The 20,270-nt window shown below is 42.9% G+C and carries 19 protein-coding genes; 14 read left to right on the forward strand and 5 right to left on the reverse strand.

All coding sequences use genetic code 11. The features are described from left to right. Positions 1-33 precede the first annotated feature (33 nt). The gene (locus QUF73_22455; GenBank protein MDM5228869.1) at positions 34-489 is read right to left on the reverse strand and encodes a universal stress protein; all 456 of its coding nucleotides are present in this window, start codon (positions 487-489) and stop codon (positions 34-36) included. Positions 490-598: 109 nt separating this feature from the next. Here QUF73_22455 and QUF73_22460 point away from each other — a divergent pair, with 109 nt between their 5' ends. Both QUF73_22460 and ald read left to right on the forward strand, forming a co-directional pair. After that, positions 599-766, forward strand: a complete 168-nt coding sequence (locus tag QUF73_22460) for a hypothetical protein (protein MDM5228870.1) — start codon at positions 599-601, stop codon at positions 764-766. Positions 767-921: 155 nt separating this feature from the next. Further along, entirely contained in the window at positions 922-2,043 is a 1,122-nt protein-coding gene (gene ald, locus QUF73_22465) for an alanine dehydrogenase (GenBank protein ID MDM5228871.1), read from the forward strand. Between the two features lie 123 nt (positions 2,044-2,166). Here the strand turns inward: ald and QUF73_22470 are convergent, their stop codons facing one another. Continuing rightward, positions 2,167-3,264, reverse strand: coding sequence for a Xaa-Pro peptidase family protein (locus tag QUF73_22470; protein MDM5228872.1), 1,098 nt, complete (start codon positions 3,262-3,264; stop codon positions 2,167-2,169). 320 nt (positions 3,265-3,584) lie between these two features. On the opposite strand from QUF73_22470, the gene QUF73_22475 reads away from it, so the two are divergent. From QUF73_22475 to QUF73_22485, 3 genes are all read left to right on the forward strand, one after another. Next, positions 3,585-4,265 (forward strand): metal-dependent hydrolase, encoded by a 681-nt coding sequence (locus QUF73_22475; protein ID MDM5228873.1) that lies wholly within the window; start codon positions 3,585-3,587, stop codon positions 4,263-4,265. A gap of 117 nt (positions 4,266-4,382) precedes the next feature. Beyond that, complete coding sequence (locus QUF73_22480; GenBank protein MDM5228874.1) at positions 4,383-4,631, forward strand: hypothetical protein; 249 nt, start codon at positions 4,383-4,385, stop codon at positions 4,629-4,631. Positions 4,632-4,986: 355 nt separating this feature from the next. Further along, positions 4,987-6,306 (forward strand): CBS domain-containing protein, encoded by a 1,320-nt coding sequence (locus QUF73_22485; protein MDM5228875.1) that lies wholly within the window; start codon positions 4,987-4,989, stop codon positions 6,304-6,306. Positions 6,307-6,380: 74 nt separating this feature from the next. Here QUF73_22485 and QUF73_22490 read toward each other — a convergent pair whose 3' ends face one another. After that, complete coding sequence (locus tag QUF73_22490; protein MDM5228876.1) at positions 6,381-6,686, reverse strand: YtpI family protein; 306 nt, start codon at positions 6,684-6,686, stop codon at positions 6,381-6,383. Positions 6,687-6,827: 141 nt separating this feature from the next. Here QUF73_22490 and QUF73_22495 point away from each other — a divergent pair, with 141 nt between their 5' ends. Next, positions 6,828-7,766 carry a bifunctional oligoribonuclease/PAP phosphatase NrnA gene (locus QUF73_22495; GenBank protein MDM5228877.1) on the forward strand — a complete coding sequence of 313 codons (939 nt, stop codon included), beginning with the start codon at positions 6,828-6,830 and terminating at the stop codon, positions 7,764-7,766. 27 nt (positions 7,767-7,793) lie between these two features. Here the strand turns inward: QUF73_22495 and QUF73_22500 are convergent, their stop codons facing one another. Together QUF73_22500 and QUF73_22505 are read right to left on the reverse strand one after the other, a co-directional pair. Continuing rightward, positions 7,794-8,294 (reverse strand): sporulation protein, encoded by a 501-nt coding sequence (locus QUF73_22500; GenBank protein ID MDM5228878.1) that lies wholly within the window; start codon positions 8,292-8,294, stop codon positions 7,794-7,796. Further along, a complete protein-coding gene (locus QUF73_22505; GenBank protein ID MDM5228879.1) occupies positions 8,291-8,629 on the reverse strand; it encodes a YtrH family sporulation protein in 339 nt (112 codons plus the stop codon). The genes QUF73_22500 and QUF73_22505 overlap by 4 nt, the downstream gene beginning before the upstream one ends. A 175-nt stretch (positions 8,630-8,804) precedes the next feature. On the opposite strand from QUF73_22505, the gene dnaE reads away from it, so the two are divergent. The 8 genes from dnaE to QUF73_22545 all read left to right on the forward strand — a co-directional run bounded on the left by dnaE (position 8,805) and on the right by QUF73_22545 (position 20,236). Further along, entirely contained in the window at positions 8,805-12,164 is a 3,360-nt protein-coding gene (dnaE, locus tag QUF73_22510; protein ID MDM5228880.1) for a DNA polymerase III subunit alpha, read from the forward strand. Positions 12,165-12,354: 190 nt separating this feature from the next. Beyond that, a complete protein-coding gene (locus tag QUF73_22515; protein ID MDM5228881.1) occupies positions 12,355-13,593 on the forward strand; it encodes a malic enzyme-like NAD(P)-binding protein in 1,239 nt (412 codons plus the stop codon). A 68-nt stretch (positions 13,594-13,661) separates the two neighbouring features. Next, positions 13,662-14,225, forward strand: a complete 564-nt coding sequence (locus QUF73_22520; GenBank protein MDM5228882.1) for a GntR family transcriptional regulator — start codon at positions 13,662-13,664, stop codon at positions 14,223-14,225. A gap of 162 nt (positions 14,226-14,387) precedes the next feature. Continuing rightward, complete coding sequence (accD, locus tag QUF73_22525) at positions 14,388-15,266, forward strand: acetyl-CoA carboxylase, carboxyltransferase subunit beta (GenBank protein ID MDM5228883.1); 879 nt, start codon at positions 14,388-14,390, stop codon at positions 15,264-15,266. Further along, positions 15,251-16,228: an acetyl-CoA carboxylase carboxyl transferase subunit alpha gene (accA, locus tag QUF73_22530; protein ID MDM5228884.1), complete on the forward strand. Its 978-nt coding sequence runs from the start codon at positions 15,251-15,253 to the stop codon at positions 16,226-16,228. Before accD ends, accA begins: the two co-directional genes overlap by 16 nt. A 405-nt stretch (positions 16,229-16,633) precedes the next feature. After that, entirely contained in the window at positions 16,634-17,593 is a 960-nt protein-coding gene (pfkA, locus tag QUF73_22535) for a 6-phosphofructokinase (protein ID MDM5228885.1), read from the forward strand. An 85-nt stretch (positions 17,594-17,678) separates the two neighbouring features. Further along, a complete protein-coding gene (gene pyk, locus QUF73_22540; GenBank protein ID MDM5228886.1) occupies positions 17,679-19,439 on the forward strand; it encodes a pyruvate kinase in 1,761 nt (586 codons plus the stop codon). 410 nt (positions 19,440-19,849) lie between these two features. Next, positions 19,850-20,236, forward strand: a complete 387-nt coding sequence (locus tag QUF73_22545; GenBank protein ID MDM5228887.1) for an FxsA family protein — start codon at positions 19,850-19,852, stop codon at positions 20,234-20,236. Positions 20,237-20,270 lie beyond the last annotated feature (34 nt).

Consider the following 20,270-nt stretch of genomic DNA (forward strand, 5'->3'; position numbering starts at 1 on the left):
AAAAATGGCGCTGCAGCAGGCAGCGCCATTTTTCTATTCTTCATCTTCTTTATCCGTTCTGACAACGAGGACATCACAGCGGGCATATCGGGTAATATGTTCAGATACACTGCCGATGATGAAACGTTCAACTGCGTTCATGCCTGTTGCACCGCAAATGATCAGGTCGACGTTGTGCTTTCTTGCAATATCTTTTGGAACCTTCACTTTTGGGGAACCATAATCGACTTCATATGTTACATTCTCGATGCCTGCTTCCATTGCCGTTCTTTTGTATTTTTCCATTAATTCGGTTGCGAAACGGTCAGCTCTTTCAGCTATCGTGCGGTCATAGGCTTCAACCGTAGCAAAGGTGCGGGTATCAATGATATGTGCCAATACAAGAGAAGCATTATTGCGCTTCGCAATTTCAATTGCCTTTTTAAAAGCCCATTCTGCTTCCGTTGAACCATCTACAGCGACTAATATGTTTTTATACTTCATGCCCATTTGAATCTCCTCCTTTACCTATATTATACAGCTGTTAAATCTGAATATCTGTAACAAAAAATCGAACAATAGTAAGGCTGATGAAAATTTATTAAAGGAGCAGATGAAAATGGAAAAGAGAGAACCGAAAGCAGGGTCCGCGTATTTTTTTGATGAGCAGGGTACAAATGAAGTAAGCGCACAAATCATGAATGCTTATAACAGCGGTGTTATTGATCAGCCGAATGCCGAGTTTGACATGGAAGCTCATGAACGGAATGAAGGCAATCCGCAATAAGAAAGCAAGCTCTCATAAATTAATGAGAGCTTTTTTAATGAGGATTTGGCAATACCGGGTAAAGATAAAAAATGGGCAAAGCTATTGTATACTTTTCCCTCAAATAGCCATATAAAGATAATAGGTATATCATTTAAAATACGGAGGTATGCAGAATGCGCATCGGGGTTCCAAAGGAAGTAAAAAACAATGAAAACAGGGTTGCTATGACCCCTGCTGGTGTTATGAACCTCATCCAATTTGGACATGAAGTCTATATCGAAGCTGATGCCGGGACTGGTTCCGGTTTTTCGGATAACGACTATATGGGTGCGGGTGCACATATTGTTCAAACTGCAGAAGAGGCATGGTCAATGGATATGGTCATGAAGGTAAAAGAGCCGTTACCGGGCGAATATGTATATTTTCGGGAAGGGTTAATTCTCTTTACATATCTGCATTTGGCTGCTGAACCTGATTTGACAAGTGCTTTAATTGATAAGAAAGTAGCGGGCATCGCATATGAAACAGTCCAGCTTCCCAACCGGACATTGCCTCTATTGACTCCTATGAGTGAAGTGGCCGGGAGAATGGCAGCTCAGGTAGGAGCTCAATTTTTAGAAAAAATACATGGAGGGAAAGGAATCCTGCTATCGGGGGTACCAGGGGTGCACCGGGGAAATGTTACCATTATCGGCGGCGGGGTTGCTGGAACCAATGCGGCAAAAATGGCAATAGGCCTTGGGGCAAAGGTGACTATGATCGATTTGAATCCAGACCGCCTTAGGCAGCTTGATGATATCTTCGGAAAAGAAATAACAACATTAATCTCAAATCCTTACAATATAGCTGAAGCTGTTAAGGATTCAGACCTCGTAATTGGAGCTGTCCTGATTCCGGGTGCAAAAGCTCCTAAGCTTGTCACAGAGGAAATGATCAAAACGATGAGCCCTGGTTCTGTTATCGTGGATATCGCAATCGATCAGGGAGGGATTTTTGAAACAACTGATCGAATTACTACCCATGACAATCCCACATATGAAAAACATGGCGTAGTTCATTATGCGGTAGCTAATATGCCGGGAGCAGTTCCCAGGACATCAACTCTTGCACTGACCAACGTGACGGTGCCTTATGCAGTACAAATTGCGAATAAAGGCTACAAGCAGGCATGTCTGGATAATGAGGCTTTATTAAAGGGAGTTAATACATTAAATGGCTATGTGACATACAAGGCGGTAGCGGAGGCCCATAACCTTGACTATTCAGATACGGGAACACAATTGGAACAGCAATAGGAAAAGCGGAAGGTACCCGCTTATCGGCGCCTGGAGCTTGACACTTATCTAAATTCGAATTTTTTTCAAAGAAAAATCCGGGGCTGAATAGCTCCGGATTTTCTGTGGAATTTTTTCTAATTTCTATTTAATAACCTGAAGCTCTTTAGGGAACTTGGTTAAAATTTCAACTCCGTCTGCTGTTACAGCAAGGTCATCTTCAATCCGCACTCCGGCAACACCTGGGACATAGATTCCCGGCTCGATGGTGAAGACCATTCCTTCTTCAAGCAAAAGTGAGTTTGTTTCTGTTAATGAAGGATATTCATGAACGCTCACACCAAGTCCATGGCCCAATCGATGCGGAAAAAATTCGCCGTAGCCGGCTTCTGCTATCAGGTTTCTTGCTGTCAGGTCAATATCTGCGCAAGTAACTCCCGGCTTGCTCGCTTCCACAGCTGCAAGCTGAGCTTTTAATACCGTATCATAAATTTCTTTTTGTTTATCATTGATATCACCGTAAGCCACAGTTCTAGTAATATCTGAGCAGTAGCCATTCCAGACAACTCCGAGGTCAAATAGGACTAAATCCCCTTTTTGAATCTTCGTCACTCCTGGTGTCCCATGAGGAGAAGCTCCGTTAGCCCCCGTCAGGACCATGGTAGAGAAAGACATTTCGTTAACGCCTTTTTTCTTTAGTGCATATTCTACAGCAGCTAGAACATCCAGTTCAGTTTTTCCTTCCTGAATCTCGGCACAGCCTGTTTCAATCGCAAAATCGGCCAGTGCGCATGCTTCGCGAATGATTTCCAATTCTTTTTCATCTTTAACCATCCGAAGCTGACGAAGCTTTTCTTCTGCCGAAGCGAATGAAGCGCCGCTGAACAGTTCAGAGATGGCTTCATACCTCTCTACATTCATATGCTCTTTTTCGATTGCTGCTTTATTTACATTCCCAATTCTTTTATGTATGGATGTCTGGATAAATTCCCAAGGGTTCTGAATATCGCTGTAGCCAATAATTTCTTGGCTCCAGCCGGCTTTTTTTGCATCTTCTTTTTCCATGGCCGGACATACGAGGAAAGGATCTTCTTCCTGGAAAACAGCCAGTCCAAGCAAGCGTTCATGAGGGTCGCTTAAAAAGCCGCTTAAATAAAAAACATTATCCGGTGATGTTACAAAGGTAACTTGTATATCATTTTCCTTCATCCATTGTGTCAGTTTCTGCAATCTGTTATTCATAGTGAACCTCCTTATGTACTGATACTTTGAGAGTAGCAACTAAATACGAAAAGCGCAAGCGCCTTGCCCACCCCCAACAAGCACAAGACGAGCCTCCCGGAAAGGCGTTCTTTGCCTTTTTGGGAGGGTTGGCTTGTGACCTCGAGGGGGTAGGCGCTGGAGCTAGACAGTTATCTAACTTCAGAAATATACATTCAATCTTAAAAAAAGTAAACTTTTTAAAGATTGCCAATTCGGGTATATATTAAAAAGGGAGCAGGAATAACTTGATTTCTGTTGAAGTAACTTACATAACTTCTAATTTTGAAAGGAGCATAAAATTGAAAGTATCATTTCATGGCCATGCAGTAGTGAAAATCGAATCACAGGGAAAAACAATCTTAATAGATCCTTTTATTACCGGGAATGATTTAACTGATTTAAAAGCCGAAGACCAGAAACCAGATGTTATGATTGTCACACACGGACACGGTGATCATCTTGGGGATACGATTGAATTGGCAAAGCGCAATGACTCTCTTGTTATTGCAAACTTTGAGCTTGCTACCTATTTGGGCTGGCAGGGTGTCAATGCTCACGGGATGTCCATCGGCGGGGGTTATGACTTTGATTTTGGAAGAGTGAAGCTGACACCTGCCTTTCATGGGACAGGCCTTGAGACAGAAAACAAGGAAATTATCTACCTGGGAATGCCTGCGGGTGTGCTTATCACTTTAGAAGGAAAAACGATTTACCATGCAGGGGATACAGGGCTTTTCTCTGACATGAAGCTAATCGGCGACCGTCATCCAATCGATCTGGCATTTCTGCCAATCGGAGATAACTTTACCATGGGGCCGGATGATGCAGCATACGCAGCAGAACTCCTTGGCGCCAAAAAGGTGGTTCCGATTCACTTCAACACGTTCCCGCCAATCAAACAGGATCCGCATAAATTCATCAGCATGCTGGAAACTGGAGTCGGCCAGGTGCTGGAAGCAGGAGAATCAATTGAATTATAATATGAAAACGCAGCTTCTAATGGAGGCTGCGTTTGTTTTTTTATGACTAAAAACCAATCATTTTCCCAGCCTGTCCGCATACATATTAGGGAGGATAGGATAAAGGAGGAAGCTAAATTGAATAAAAACCGATATTTGCTATGTTTGCTGCTGTGCGGCTTGATGCTTTATTATGCCGCTCCAAGAATGGGTGTGTTTAATGGAGGGACTGAAGGGATCTTTGCCATTAGCTGGCTGGCCCTTGCCCTTTTTGTCATTGCCGGAAACCTGACTGCATTGCTGTTTGCCCCGAAAAAAGCGGTTGCTTCGGGGAAGCAGGTACGCAAAATGGCAGACAGGAAGCGGGTGCGCTCCTTCGGCAGATAAAGTGAAACTTCAATCAGTGAGGGTTTTCTTTATCCCCCACTGATTGTTAGTTGAGGCCCACAGGAAGTGGGTCACAAAGACGTTGCCACAGGACAAGGAAAGCTACGGCAGCGATACATCGCACGACCGAAAGCGGTAGCTTTTGGGAGGACGTGGCGTTCTTAGTCTTTGTTCTTCTATCGGGCCTTTACGGGCAGTTTGACCCCCACTTATCTTCTTGATTCCTCTGGGTCTTGAAGTGGGGGTTTTACTGTCCGTTAGACTGCGATAATCTTAGATTGCCTAAGTCAATTGTATCATGGCCCCTTTACCCTTATAATGAAAAATAAGGAATAATTTGTAGAGGGTGAAAGTCTTGGCTACTAAGCATGAGCAAATATTACATTACATTGATGAACTGCCAATTGGAGAAAAAATATCGGTCAGACAGATCGCCAAGGCGCTCGCTGTCAGTGAAGGGACTGCATACAGAGCGATTAAGGATGCAGAAAATAAGGGATATGTCAGTACAATAGAACGTGTTGGGACAATAAGAATCGAGCGGAAAAAGAAAGAAAATATTGAGAAGCTTACTTTTGCAGAAGTTGTTAATATTGTTGACGGCCAGGTGCTCGGGGGAAGAGCCGGCCTCCATAAAACACTGAACAAGTTTGTTATTGGAGCGATGAAGCTTGAAGCGATGATGAGATACACTGATGCCGGAAACCTGCTGATTGTCGGAAACCGGACCCAGGCACACGAATTGGCATTGAAGGCCGGGGCTGCTGTGTTAATTACTGGGGGCTTTGATACAGAAGACCATGTCAAAAAGCTTGCTGACGACCTGCAGCTTCCTGTGATCTCAAGCAGCTATGACACCTTCACAGTGGCAACTATGATCAATAGGGCTATCTATGACCAGCTGATCAAAAAGGAAATTGTACTTGTTGAAGACATCCTGACTCCTCTGCAAGAAGCGATTTTCCTGGAAACAACCGATACAATTGCGGATTGGCTAACATACAATCGTGAAACCGGACATAGCCGATTCCCGGTTGTCGACAGTAATCTGAAAGTGCAGGGAGTTGTCACTTCCAAGGATATTATGGGACATGAAAAGGAAACGCTTATAGAAAAAATCATGACCAAAAACCCTATGACGGTTGGCGGAAAAACGAGTGTTGCTTCATCCTCGCATATGATGGTATGGGAAGGAATCGAATTGCTTCCTGTGGTAGATGAAGCGAATAAACTCGAAGGGATTGTTAGCCGTCAGGATGTACTGAAGGCGCTGCAGATGATCCAAAGGCAGCCGCAGGTGGGTGAAACAATTGACGATATAGTCACTAACCAGCTGGTTATGACACGGGGAAAAACAAAAGGAGATGACGTTTATCGCTGTGAGGTTACTCCGCAGATGACCAACCACCTCGGAACGATATCTTATGGAGTCTTTACAACCATTGTTTCGGAAGCTGCAAACAGAGTCTTAAGAAGCTATAAAAAAGGGGATCTCGTAGTTGAAAATATGACTGTCTACTTTATTAAGCCTGTTCAGATCGACAGTATGCTTGAAATCTATCCAAAAGTATTGGAAGTAGGACGGAAGTTCGGAAAAGTGGATGTTGAAGTTTTTAATGAAGGTGTCCTTGTAGGCAAGGCGATGATGATGTGTCAGCTTATTGACAGGCATTAAGAGAGAAATGAAGAAAAAGCCGTTCAAATTTGAACGGCTTTTTTTGCAGGGCTCTTTGGGAAGTCAGGTTAAATTTAACTCTTCCTTGCTTCCTCAGCTTCTTTAGCAGCGTGAGGCATGTAAAACTTGTATGCTTTTATGCCGCCCCAAATGCTCAATCCCCCAATAAGGATAAACACAATTCCCACAATAAGAGCTGTTGTTGTATTGTATAAAAAAAGCTGATTAAGGCCAAATATGGCGACGAATGAACCGAGCGCAATCCTGGACTTGGCTGATATCCATTGTCTTTCAGCCGGCTGTTTGCTTCTGAAGAATTTCACTTTATAGAAAATATAGAAAGAAAAAGAGACAATAATCAGGATAACAAAGATAGGCATTTCATAACCTCCAAGTTTCGACAATCTCTTATTATTTTACCTTCATTATTAAAAAATTGCCATAAGCGTGCAGTGTTTTCTTTTTCTTTTCATGGTGATATGGTAAAAATAAAGTAGTATTCAGAATAAAAGGAGCGCGCCATGAAACAAAAGATACTAGATGAAATCAAAAAATATGAAACAATCATTATTCATAGGCATGTCCGTCCTGATCCGGATGCATATGGTTCACAGGGAGGCCTTGCTGAAATCCTGAAGGCTTCTTTCCCTGAAAAATCGATCTTCACTGTCGGGAAGGAAGAAGAAACACTTCATTATATGAGAAGGCTTGATGAAGTATCTGATGATACATATTATGGGGCGCTGGTCATTGTCTGTGATACAGCAAATGCGGAACGGATATGTGATGATAGATATGGAACGGGTAATAAACTGATCAAAATTGATCATCACCCGAATATGGATCCGTATGGAGATATGATGTGGGTTGATACGGATGCAAGTTCTACCAGTGAAATGATTTATGAGTTTTATCTTTTCGGCAAAGATCAGGGCCTGAAAATGTCGGATGAAGCTGCAAGATTGTTATTTGCCGGAATAGTAGGGGATACCGGCCGATTCCTCTATCCAAGTACGACAGAAAAGACGTTTGCGTATGCAGGTGAACTGATTCACTATAATTTTTCACGGCCGGGACTGTTTGATAAGATGTACGAGCTGGACGCAAATATTGTTAAATTGAAGGGCTATGTACTGCAGAACTTTGAAATGAGAGACAGCGGGGCCGCTGTTATGATCCTGAAAAAAGAATTGCTCGAAGAATTTCAGGCAGTACCTTCTAAAGCTTCCCTGCTTGTAAGCACTCTTGGCGATGTGAAGGGAATAAAAGCATGGGTCTTCTTTATTGAGGAAAGTGATCAAATCCGTGTGCGGTTCCGCTCGAAGGGTCCAATAATTAATGAAATTGCAAGGAAGTATAAAGGCGGAGGACATCCTCTTGCTGCCGGAGCTTCCATTTATTCATGGGAAGAGATGGAATCCGTTGTAAGAGATCTGGAGGATGTCTGCAAAGCTGACTAAAATATAATGCCCGGCAAAAGCCGGGCATTAATCCAGCATAATATTCAATTCAATTGAGACAGTTGTATAGATGACCAATTCTTTAACTTCCACCCGGTATCTCTTTTCGTTAACCCGATGTGTCTTATTTTCTATTATTTTCTTGATCAGTTCACTGCTTTTATAAACAGTACCGATGTCTTTGGCAATCATCATGCTAATATCCTCTTTTATTTCATCTTCCAGCTGAAAAACACTGAAGGAATCCAGTTTATATTTGTCGCTGTTGATAATTTTAATGGATATATCCTGGACAGTCAGTTTTTTCTGGTTTTCTTTATTTAGTTTTTTGAATTCCTCCTGCCAGATTTCTTTATCTTTTTCCAATTCATAAATAGCATCCTTTTGAAGCTTGATTTCTTTGCTGTATTTCTCCTGCCATTGCCCAAAAACAAATAAAAAAATAAACCAGCTGATGATGCCTCCTATTGCCATTCCTGAAAAAAAGCGCTGCCAGGATGGCAATCGGTAGTAAGGCGGTATCCTCATGCTGAAATGTTCTCCTGAGTCAGCCAGTTAATGAGCATGGCGCCTGTCTGGGCCCCTCCGAGAGCAGAAAGAATCAGCATGAATTGTTTAAATATATCCTTTGTCTGTCCGTCCATGACACCTCTTTCAAAGCTGTAAACTGTATCAAAGGTTCCTCCGATTGCTGCAATGATTGCCCAAATGCGTATCATATTGGAAATCTGGAAGATTTGATTTAAAGGAGGTTTTCCTGTCAGAAAAGCAGCCATGCCTCCAATGATTGAACCTCCTATCAAAACACCGAAAGCAATAAAATAACTCTCAATTAAAGTGGAAAAAAAGGGCTGGGTATTCATATCATCCATCCTCGCTGCAGGAATGGCCCTGCCAGAATTATCTTGATACTTCATCATATGGACAAACTTAGAAAAATATGTTTTTTTAGCTGCCGTTAAAGAGAGAACATATTTTCTTTTTGGAAACGGGCGTTCTATAATAAAAAATAGCAGAGAAATTAAGGGTGTGAGAAACGTGTCATTTATTCACCTTCATGTATATAGCGCTTATAGCCTGCTGTCGAGCACGGCAAGAATAGAGCAGCTTGTGTCAGGCGCCAGGGAAAACAGGTTTCCTGCCCTGGCTTTAACGGACCGTAATGTCATGTACGGAGCTGTTGCCTTTTATAAAGAATGTCTTAAGCAGTCCATAAAGCCGATTCTGGGCCTCTCTGTGGATGTGTTAAGCGAGATATCCGAAGGCGAAGCTTATCCAATGGTCATCTTGGCTAAAGACAGGCAGGGTTTTCAGAATCTATTAAAAATCACAAGCACAGTCCAGACAAAATCGCCTGAAGGCATCCCTGTTAAATGGCTTAAGCACTATGCAGGTGGATTGTTTGCTTTAACTCCCGGGCTTGATGGGGAAATCGAACAATATCTTGAGGCAGGTGAATACGGCCTGGCAAAAAGAACAGCAGAACTTTTCAGCAGTCTTTTCGAGCCAAATTCATTCTTTTTTGCTATACAGGATCATGGGCTGCGTGAAGAGAAAAAAAACAATGAACTTCTGGTTCAGCTTTCTCGGGAAACAGGGATTGGCCTGGCTGCTTCAAATGGTGTCTGTTACATAAAGAAAGAAGATGCTTTTGCCCATGAGTGCCTGCTGGCCATTAAAAATGGAGAGAAGCTTCAGGATGAAGCGAGAGAGCGGCTGAAGAGTGATGAGTATTATTTAAAATCATCCTGGGAAATGGCAGAATTGTTATCGGATTATCCAGATGCTTTGGAGAATACGATTAAGATAGCAGAGCAATGCAATGTGATGCTTGAGCTAGATAAACAGAACCTTCCTAAATATCCTGCTGTAAGAGGCATGAGTGCCGATGAGCTATTGGCAGAAGTCTGCTGGCAGGGTTTTGCTGACAGATATCCGGATGCAGATGATGAGCATAGAGAACGTTTGCGGTATGAGCTGAACATAATTAGAAACATGAAGTTCAGCGATTATTTTCTAATTGTATGGGATTTTATGAAGTTTTCGAGAGAAAATGGGATTTTAACCGGTCCGGGGCGGGGATCAGCTGCCGGTTCAATGGTTGCATATGTCTTATATATTACAGATGTGGATCCAATTGAGCATCAGTTATTATTTGAGCGATTCCTGAATCCAGAGAGAATCTCCATGCCTGATATTGATATCGATTTCCCGGATCACAGAAGGGATGAGGTGATTCGGTATGTCTCCAGGAAATATGGAGAGCTCCATGTTGCCCAAATTCTTACGTTTGGAACACTGGCAGCCAAGGCTGCACTTCGGGATGTCGGCAGGGCATTTGGGCTTAATCCGAAAGAGCTGGACATGCTTTCAAGAAAAGTACCTTCCAAATTGGGCATCAGCCTCAAAGAGGCCTACAAAGAATCAGAGCCATTAAGAAGATTCACCCAGGAATCCGATTTAAATCGGAGACTTTTTGAAACGGCTATCAAGCTGGAAGGTCTGCCAAGGCATACATCCACTCATGCTGCCGGTGTTGTAATCAGCGAGCACCCGCTTGTTGAGGCGATTCCTATTCAAAAGGGGCATGAAAATGTTTATCTTACCCAATACTCAATGGAGCATCTTGAAGATGTCGGCCTATTAAAAATGGATTTTCTCGGTCTTAGGAACCTGACATTAATCGAGAATATCCTAAGCTCTATCCAGAGAAAAAAAGGCACACAGATTGATATAAAAAACATTCCCCTAGATGATGAGGCAGTATACAGTCTATTGGGAAAAGGAGATACTACAGGCATTTTCCAGCTTGAATCTGAGGGGATGCGAAGTGTGCTGACAAGGCTCCAGCCAACACGCTTTGAAGATATTGTGGCTGTCAATGCCCTATACCGCCCCGGTCCGATGGAAAATATTCCGCTGTTTATTGACAGGAAGCATGGGAGGAAGCCGATAAATTATCCTCATCCTGATTTGAAGCCTATTCTTGAAAATACGTATGGTGTCATCGTGTATCAGGAACAAATTATGCAAATCGCTGCAAAAATGGCAGGATTTTCACTGGGGGAAGCCGATTTGCTTCGGAGAGCGGTCAGCAAGAAGCAAAAAGAAGTGCTTGACCGTGAGCGTTCCCATTTTGCAGGGGGGGCAGTGAAGAAAGGCTATAATGAACAAGCTGCTCATGAAATATACGATCTAATTGTCCGGTTTGCAAACTATGGATTCAACCGGAGCCATGCGGTTGCATACAGTTTCATAGCTTATCAGCTGGCATATTTAAAAACTCATTATCCGCTTCACTTTATGGCTTCCCTGCTGACTTCAGCCGCAGGAAATGAAGGCAGGATTGCCCAATATATTGGAGAACTGAGACAGATGGGTTTGCCGCTCAGCCCGCCTTCCATTAATAAAAGCGGCTATTCATTTCTGGTAGAGAAAGATTCAATCAGGTATAGTCTTGCAGCCATAAAAGGCGTAGGTGCTGCAGCTTTAAGGGATATTTTTCAGGCAAGGAAAAATAAGCGCTTTGAAGATCTGTTTGATTTTTGCATAAGGGTTTCAACAAAAGCTGTTAATCGCAAGATTCTCGAATCCCTGGTTCATTCAGGCAGCTTTGATGAATTTGGGGAAGATAGAGCTGTTCTTCTTGCCAGCCTGGATGTGGCTGCAGAACATGCCCAGCTTGTTATGCCGGAGGACGACCAAGCTGATTTCTTTGAGGATGATGAATTTTTTCCTAAGCCTAAATATACCGAAGTAGATCCGATCCGTTCCGAGGACAAGCTGAGATTTGAAAAAGAAGTGCTGGGCCTGTATTTATCGGATCATCCGGTTTCGATTTACGAATCATCTTTTCATATGCTTGATGCCTGTCCGCTGCTTGAACTCGAAAGAACTGCAAATAAGGCAAAAACAGTTGCTTATTTATCCGAAGTGAAAAAGATTCGTACGAAAAAAGGAGAGCCAATGGCATTTCTTTCCTTGAGCGATCAGACGGGGGATATGGAGGCAGTTGTTTTTCCAAAGGTGTTTAACCGATTTTCTATGCTCTGCTCCCAGGGAAACATCGTCTTAGCGGAAGGAAGGATAGAGGAGCGGGATGGAAAGAAACAGCTGATTGTCCAGCATCTTGATGATGTGAAGGAAGCTATTGAAAAAATACAAAACAAAGATCCCGTTTTGTATTTAAGGATTACTGAGGATCGGGAAACATCGGAAAATCTTCGTTTGCTTAAAGAATTATTTAAAAAAAATGAAGGCAGGATTCAGGTGGTTTTGTATTATGAAAGCTCCCGAAAAACCATTCGCCTGGGTGAAGAGGATCTAATCTCGCCATCAGAGGATTTCCTTAAATTGCTTATGAAAATGCTTGGTCAGAATAACGTCATTTTAAAGTAATTACCCTTTACAACAATAACAATTATGGTATATTTGTAAGAAGAAAAATAAACTGGTCTGACCACTGAAGCGAAAAGATAAGCCCTGACCATCTGGCGAACATGCAGTACGGCAGCGGCATTTCATATATATGTTTGTCGATCTATGTTTATATATATAAATCCTATTCGGAATATGAGGAGTGAAAATTTTGACCTTACGCGAAGAAGCACTGCATATGCATAGAGCTAATAAAGGGAAATTAGAATCTAAATCAAAAGTACAGGTGCGAAATGCCAAAGACTTAAGCCTTGCTTACTCCCCGGGGGTTGCTGAGCCCTGCAAGGAGATTTATGATAAGCCGGAAACTGTCTATGAATATACGATGAAAGGCAATATGGTCGCGGTTGTTTCTGATGGAACAGCAGTGCTGGGATTAGGAAATATCGGGCCGGAAGCCGCCCTGCCTGTAATGGAAGGTAAAGCTGTACTATTCAAAAGTTTTGCTGGTGTGGATGCATTTCCAATTTGTCTTAACACCACCGATGTAGATAAAATCGTTGAGACTGTAAAACTTCTTGAACCTACATTTGGGGGCGTAAACCTTGAGGATATTGCTGCTCCAAATTGCTTTTATGTAGAGGAGCGGCTGAAGAAGGAAACAAATATTCCTGTTTTCCATGATGACCAGCATGGCACTGCCATTGTGACTGTTGCAGGTCTTGTGAATGCCTTGAAGCTTTCCGGGAAGAAAATGAATGAAATTAAGGTTGTGGCAAATGGTGCGGGTGCGGCCGGAATTGCCATCATTAAACTTCTTTACAGCTATGGTGTTCGCGATATTATTATGTGTGACACCAAGGGTGCCATCTATGAAGGCCGCCCGCAGGGAATGAATGAGATAAAAAATGAAGTAGCGAAGTATACGAATCGGGAGAATGCGAAGGGAAGCCTAGCTGATGTTATTAAAGGCGCAGACGTATTCATCGGGGTATCTGTGGCTGGAGCGTTAACGGCAGAGATGATTGGCACCATGAATCAGGATCCGATTATTTTCGCGATGGCTAATCCAACTCCTGAAATTATGCCTGAAGAAGCGAAAGCAGCTGGAGCGATGGTAGTTGGTACAGGAAGATCCGACTTTCCTAACCAGGTCAATAATGTGCTGGCTTTCCCTGGAATTTTCCGCGGTGCTCTGGATGTCCGTGCAACTCATATCAATGAGAAAATGAAAGTAGCTGCTGTAGAAGCCATTGCCAATTTGGTTCATCAGGATGAACTGAATGCGGATTATGTTATCCCGGGACCATTCGATCCCCGTGTCGCACCTGCGGTTGCGGCTGCTGTCGCAAAGGCAGCTATGGAAACCGGTGTTGCCCGCATTAAAGTGGATCCTGAAGAAATAAAGGAAAAAACGAAGCAACTTGCTGTCATTGGAAAAGGTGAGTGACTCCATACGTGAATTCACCTCAAAATAACACGAAGGTTTATATAGGCATTGTCAAACAGCTTAGGTCCATGATTGAACATGACGGACTTAAGCCTGGAGATCGATTGCCTTCCGAAAGAGAGCTGTCAGAGCGCCTGGGTGTCGGGCGCTCTTCCGTTCGGGAAGCATTAAGAGCCCTTGAACTTCTTGGCTTAATAGAGACAAGGAGAGGCGAGGGGACTTTTGTGAGAGATTTTAGAGGGCATCAGCTTGTACAGCTGCTTAGCACGTTTATTCTTCAGGATAAGAAATCCATAAGAGATGTTAAAGAAACCAAGTTTCTGATCGAACTGGATTGTTTATGGCTAATCATTCAAAAGGCTGGAGAAGATCAGCTTCTTAGGTTCAAAAAGTGGGCTCTTGAAGCAGACTACTCAGATGATGACTTTTTCCTGGAAATCGTCACACTTGCAGATAATCATCTTTTCCTCCGTATCTGGATCATCCTTAAAGATTATTATAATTCTTTGGATCTGGAGACAATGATGGTAACCAAGAAACAATATGCAGAGCTGATTGAGACATTGATTTCCAGAAATGAATCCGAAGTTATTCGTGTATATAGAAATCTGAGAAAATTGTCGAAAAGCTAACGACAATTTTTTGCAGATTTTATAGCTGATATACTCTATATTTAAATAATCAGACAAGCATAAATGGAGCCTAGGAGAGTTAGGCATTCATTTTTAGATCGGTGGTCTGACCACTGTTGAAATTAATGGAAATGATTCAGTGATTATCAGGGAGGTTTCATCTTGCTTAAAGATATTTTTACAAAGACGAAGAAGAAGAAATATGCAACTATTCCATCGGAAACGGCAAAGCAGGATGTGCCGGAAGGAATCATGACAAAGTGTCCGAACTGCAAGAAAATCATGTATACAAAAGAATTGGTTAAGAACCTTAAAGTGTGTTTCCACTGTCAATACCACCACACCATGAATTCAAAAGAACGTTTGGCCAGCTTTTTGGATGCCGGTAGCTTTGAAGAAATTAACGCAAATATGATTTCTGAAAATCCTCTGAATTTCCCGGATTATATTGAAAAGCTTGAGAAGGATCGGGAAAAAACAAAGATTAATGAAGCGGTAGTGACTGGGACAGGCACTGTAAATGGCCAAAAACTTGCAGTGGCTGTTATGGATTCCACATTCAGGATGGGAAGCATGGGCTCTGTAGTCGGAGAAAAAATCACCCGTGCCATTGAAAAAGCAGATGAATTGGGAGTTCCTTTTATTATATTTACCGCTTCGGGCGGAGCAAGAATGCAGGAAGGCGTTTTGAGCCTGATGCAAATGGCTAAGACAAGTGTAGCCTTAAAAAGATTCAGTGATAATGGAGGCCTGATTATCTCCATCATGACTCATCCGACAACAGGCGGTGTGTCTGCAAGCTTTGCTTCACTGGGAGATTACAATCTGGCGGAACCTGGTGCTTTGATTGGCTTTGCGGGGCGCAGAATCATAGAACAAACAATCCGAGAAGAACTGCCGGAAGACTTCCAGACAGCAGAATTCTTATTGAAACACGGTCAATTGGATGCAGTAATTCCCAGAACAGAGCTAAAGGACAAGATATCAGCCATTTTATCGATACATCAACCAGGAGGTGACTTCCAATGGCAGGAGAATTAGAATTTGAACGTCCGGTTATGGAACTGAAAAAAAAGATTGCTGAATTAAAAGAGTTTACAAAAACAGCCGATGTAGACCTATCCTCTGAGATAGAGAAGCTGGAAGCGCGCTTGGAAAAATTAGAAACCGATATATATGAAAATATGAAACCGTGGGACCGTGTGCAGGTTGCAAGACATCCCGCAAGGCCAACTACACAGGACTATATCTCCTATCTTTTTGAGGATTTTTTCGAGTGTCATGGAGATCGTGCTTTTGGGGATGACGAAGCAATTGTTGGAGGCATTGCAAAGTTTAGGGGTCTTCCGGTTACCGTCATCGGGCATCAGCGCGGAAAAGACACAAAAGAGAATATCCGCAGAAATTTTGGAATGCCGCATCCCGAAGGTTACCGCAAAGCATTAAGGCTTATGAAGCAAGCCGATAAATTCCGCAGGCCGATTATTTGTTTCATTGATACAAAGGGTGCCTACCCTGGGAAAGCAGCAGAGGAACGCGGACAGAGTGAGGCAATTGCCAAAAACCTGTTTGAAATGGCCAGCCTTAGGGTTCCTGTTATCTGTATTGTCATTGGTGAAGGCGGAAGCGGCGGAGCGCTGGCTCTCGGTGTGGGAAACCATATTCATATGCTCGAAAACTCCACTTATTCGGTTATTTCTCCAGAAGGAGCGGCTGCCATTCTCTGGAAAGATGCCACGCAGGCTAAAAAGGCTGCAGAATCCATGAGAATTACTGCTCCGGATTTAAAAGAATTAGGTGTTGTGGATGAGATTATCGAAGAGGTAAAGGGTGGAGCCCACAAAGATGTAAAGGTTCAGGCTGCGGAAATCGGAGAGGTCCTTTATCAATCATTGAAGGATTTGATGGTCCTTTCTGAAGATCAGCTGATCGATCACCGATACAACAAGTTCAAATCCATTGGTGAATATTCGTTTTTAAAGGAATTTATTGGGGTAAAATAAAAGCGTGCTTTCGGGCACGCTTTTATTTTTTGCACATTCCATTGCATCCTGGTGTCGAATGGAAGGCCATCTTCGTCAGAGTGAGGCTTTTATTAAAACCCGCCTTCAAAGTAAAAAATGCAGGTTTTCCAATATAAAACGCTTTCAGTATCCCGACAATTCTGTATTTCCTTGAATTTGCCTGATTAAGTTGAGATGCTCCCTTCTTCATGGTATTTTAGAAATATTCAATAGCGTTTTGTTCAATAATAAGATAAGCAGACTATGCTCTGCTTTACATAAAGAGCCTATATTACATACAAAATTCTTGGGCAGGCGTGTCCATGGTTTATAGGCTGTTAATAAACAGCGCAGCAGACAACACGCTTTCTTATTTTTATATAAATTACATTCGGGGTGATTATTGTGAAGAAAATAGGAGTATTAACAAGCGGCGGCGATTCTCCTGGCATGAATGCAGCTGTACGTGCAGTTGTCCGTAAAGCGATCTATCATAATATTGAAGTGTATGGTGTTTTTGGCGGATATTCCGGCTTAATGTCAGGGAATATTAAGAAGCTTGACCTTGGTTCGGTTGGTGACATCATCCATCGCGGCGGCACAGTCCTGCATTCGGCAAGAAGCGAAGAGTTCAAAACAAAAGAAGGCCAGCAAAAAGGCATTGAACAGATGAATAAGCACGGCATTGAAGGTCTTGTAGTAATTGGCGGGGACGGTTCATACCGTGGAGCAAAAGCTTTGACAGAGCAGGGCTTTCCTTGTGTTGGCGTACCTGGCACCATCGATAACGATATTCCGGGAACCCAATATACTATTGGGTTTGACACGGCTTTAAATACGGTTATTGATGCAATTGATAAAATCCGTGATACAGCTACTTCCCATGAAAGAACATTTATCATTGAAGTGATGGGAAGAGATGCAGGAGACATCGCTTTATGTGCAGGATTAGCAGGCGGTGCGGAAACAATCCTCATCCCTGAAGCAGGCTATAGCATGGATGAAATAGCAGAAAGGCTTAAAAAGGGACATGAACGCGGCAAAAAACACAGTATCATTGTGGTTGCAGAAGGAGTCTGCAGCGGAGTGGAATTTGCCAAGCAGATCAAAGACACAACAAACTTTGATACACGGGTGTCTGTACTTGGCCATATGCAGAGGGGCGGATCCCCAACTGCATTCGACCGGGTGCTGGCAAGCCGCCTTGGAGCACATGCAGTAGAACTTCTCCTTGAAGGCAAAGGCGGACGTGCAGTAGGAATTCAAAATAATAAACTTGTTGACCATGATATAATAGAAATATTGGATAGAGAGCATACCCTTGACCTGGACCTATTCAAACTTTCGAAAGAGCTGTCTATTTAATCTAATCATATATAAGCCGGCACCAAGCGGCATAAAGCTGTCAGTGCTGGTATTCAAGCTGCATCAATTCAGGAGGTAAATTATAATGCGTAAAACGAAAATCGTTTGTACTATTGGACCTGCCAGTGAAAGTGTTGAAAAGTTAACACAGCTTATTGAAGCAGGGATGAATGTTGCCCGTTTAAATTTTTCCCATGGTGATTTCCAGGAGCATGGACAGCGAATTCAGAATATCCGTGTGGCTTCAGAAAAGACCGGCAAAACAGTAGCGATCCTTTTGGATACCAAAGGACCGGAAATCCGCACAAACAATATGAAGGATGGTGCGATTGAACTGATAGCTGGGGAAAACATTATTATCTCCATGAACGAGGTTGAAGGAACAGCAGATAAGTTTTCCGTTACATATGCAGGGCTTATTGAAGATGTGCACACAGGAAGCAAAATTCTGCTTGACGACGGTTTAATTGGACTTGAAGTGACAAAAATTGATAAAGCCAACAGTGAAATTCACACAAAAATATTAAACAGCGGAACACTTAAAAATAAAAAAGGCGTCAACGTTCCAGGAGTATCTGTGAATCTTCCTGGCATAACGGAGAAAGATGCTCAGGACATCATCTTCGGAATCGAACAGGGCGTCGATTTCATCGCCGCTTCTTTTGTCCGCAGAGCGTCTGATGTTTTGGAAATCAGACAGCTGCTTGAAGAGCACAATGCCTCTTATATCAACATCATTCCTAAGATTGAAAATCAGGAAGGTGTAGATAATATTGATGAAATTCTTGAAATTTCAGACGGTCTTATGGTAGCGCGCGGAGATCTTGGTGTTGAAATTCCAGCAGAAGAAGTTCCGCTCGTGCAAAAGAAATTAATTAAAAAGTGCAATGCACAGGGTAAACCTGTTATTACTGCAACACAAATGCTGGATTCCATGCAGCGCAACCCCCGCCCAACACGCGCAGAAGCGAGTGATGTAGCAAATGCCATTTTTGATGGTACAGATGCTATCATGTTATCCGGCGAAACGGCAGCGGGCTCTTATCCTGTCGAGGCTGTGCAGACGATGCACAACATCGCATCAAGAGCAGAATCTGCATTAGATCATAAAGAAATCCTATCAAATCGCAGCAAAGATAATGAACATAACATTACAGATGCCATTGGACAATCCGTGGCACATACAGCTCTAAACCTTGATGTTAACGCAATTATTACACCGACTGAGAGCGGCCATACAGCAAGAATGATTTCAAAGTACCGTCCAAAAGCTCCTATTGTTGCCGTTACATCAAATGACTATGTATCACGCCGTTTATCTTTAACATGGGGTGTTTATCCTCAAATTGGCCAAAAAGCGTCTACTACAGACGATATGCTTGATATTGCAGTTGAAGAAAGCGTGAACAGCGGAATTGTTGCATCAGGAGATTTAGTGGTTATTACAGCAGGAGTGCCTGTTGGTGAAGCGGGTACCACCAATTTAATGAAAATTCATGTGGTGGGGGATATCCTGGCTAAGGCGCAAGGAATAGGGCGCAAATCAGCCTTTGGAAAAGTCGTTGTGGCTAGAAATGCAGAGGAAGCATTGGCAAAAGTAACAGAAGGGTCTATTCTGGTTACAATCGGTTCTGACCGTGAAATGGTGCCTGCTATTGAAAAATGCAGTGCACTTATTACAGAAGAAGGCGGGCTTACAAGCCATGCAGCTGTTGTAGGCCTTAATATTGGCATACCTGTCATTGTAGGGGTTGAAAAAGCAACAACCCTTCTCAAAGATGGACAGGAAGTAACAGTCGATGCTCAGCGCGGCGTAATTTATAACGGCCATGCAAGTGTGCTATAATTAGGGTTCACAAAAGGAAGGGGATGCCCTTCCTTTTTTTTACAAATAAGAAAATATAAAATTTTGAACGTCGATTACTGTCTAGCTCCAGCGCCTACCCCCTCGAGGTCACAAGCTTGTCTTGTTTCGGCTCCTAGAGACTCGGGGTCATAAGCCGTTTCCTTTCAGAAGGAAGAACACCTTCTTACAGGAACCGTCTTATGCCTGTCGTCCCTTGGCAGTCGCCTCCACATTTCGAGCAATCCTCCCAAAAAGGCAAAGAACGCCTTTCCGTGAGGCTCGTCTTGTGCTTGTCGGGGGTGGGCAAGGCGCTTGCGCTTTCCTTGATTCCTGGGAAAGACAAATTGTTATATTCTCAGTTCCATGTTTGATATAATGAAGGTAAGTCTTATACAAAATAGAGGTGCTTGATGCGCTACATTTTCTTGCTGATGATAATCGTTCCTGCTGCTGAAATCAGTGTTTTACTTCTATCAGGGAACACAATTGGGCTATGGCCTACTCTTGCGATTATCTTGATTACAGGCGTTCTCGGTGCTTATCTGGCTAAAAAACAGGGCATTGAAACAATCAGAAAAATACAGGACCAGCTCCGCTGCGGGCAAATGCCTGGGGATGCCATTCTTGATGGGGCCTGCATCCTTATTGGAGGCACCTTGCTTCTTGCACCCGGATTCATTACAGATGCATTAGGATTTACATTGCTTCTTCCTTCTGCAAGAAAAGTATTTAAAAACATCCTGTATATTGGGCTGAAAAAATGGATGAACAAGGGAACGATCACGATAATCAGGTGAAAACAGTTATATAAAGCCGCTCCTTTAAATGGGA

Origin of the sequence: Cytobacillus sp. NJ13, assembly GCA_030348385.1 — a bacterium.
GTDB lineage: Bacteria > Bacillota > Bacilli > Bacillales > Cytobacillaceae > Cytobacillus.

Bases quoted from the DNA above. Each gene is read 5' to 3' on its own strand.
- QUF73_22455 (MDM5228869.1), bottom strand. From the start codon at position 489: ATGGGCATGAAGTATAAAAACATATTAGTCGCTGTAGATGGTTCAACG.
- QUF73_22460 (MDM5228870.1), top strand. From the start codon at position 599: ATGGAAAAGAGAGAACCGAAAGCAGGGTCCGCGTATTTTTTTGATGAG.
- ald (MDM5228871.1), top strand. From the start codon at position 922: ATGCGCATCGGGGTTCCAAAGGAAGTAAAAAACAATGAAAACAGGGTT.
- QUF73_22470 (MDM5228872.1), bottom strand. From the start codon at position 3,264: ATGAATAACAGATTGCAGAAACTGACACAATGGATGAAGGAAAATGAT.
- QUF73_22490 (MDM5228876.1), bottom strand. From the start codon at position 6,686: ATGCCTATCTTTGTTATCCTGATTATTGTCTCTTTTTCTTTCTATATT.
- QUF73_22495 (MDM5228877.1), top strand. From the start codon at position 6,828: ATGAAACAAAAGATACTAGATGAAATCAAAAAATATGAAACAATCATT.
- QUF73_22500 (MDM5228878.1), bottom strand. From the start codon at position 8,294: ATGAGGATACCGCCTTACTACCGATTGCCATCCTGGCAGCGCTTTTTT.
- QUF73_22505 (MDM5228879.1), bottom strand. From the start codon at position 8,629: ATGAATACCCAGCCCTTTTTTTCCACTTTAATTGAGAGTTATTTTATT.
- QUF73_22520 (MDM5228882.1), top strand. From the start codon at position 13,662: ATGATTGAACATGACGGACTTAAGCCTGGAGATCGATTGCCTTCCGAA.
- accA (MDM5228884.1), top strand. From the start codon at position 15,251: ATGGCAGGAGAATTAGAATTTGAACGTCCGGTTATGGAACTGAAAAAA.
- pyk (MDM5228886.1), top strand. From the start codon at position 17,679: ATGCGTAAAACGAAAATCGTTTGTACTATTGGACCTGCCAGTGAAAGT.
- QUF73_22545 (MDM5228887.1), top strand. From the start codon at position 19,850: ATGCGCTACATTTTCTTGCTGATGATAATCGTTCCTGCTGCTGAAATC.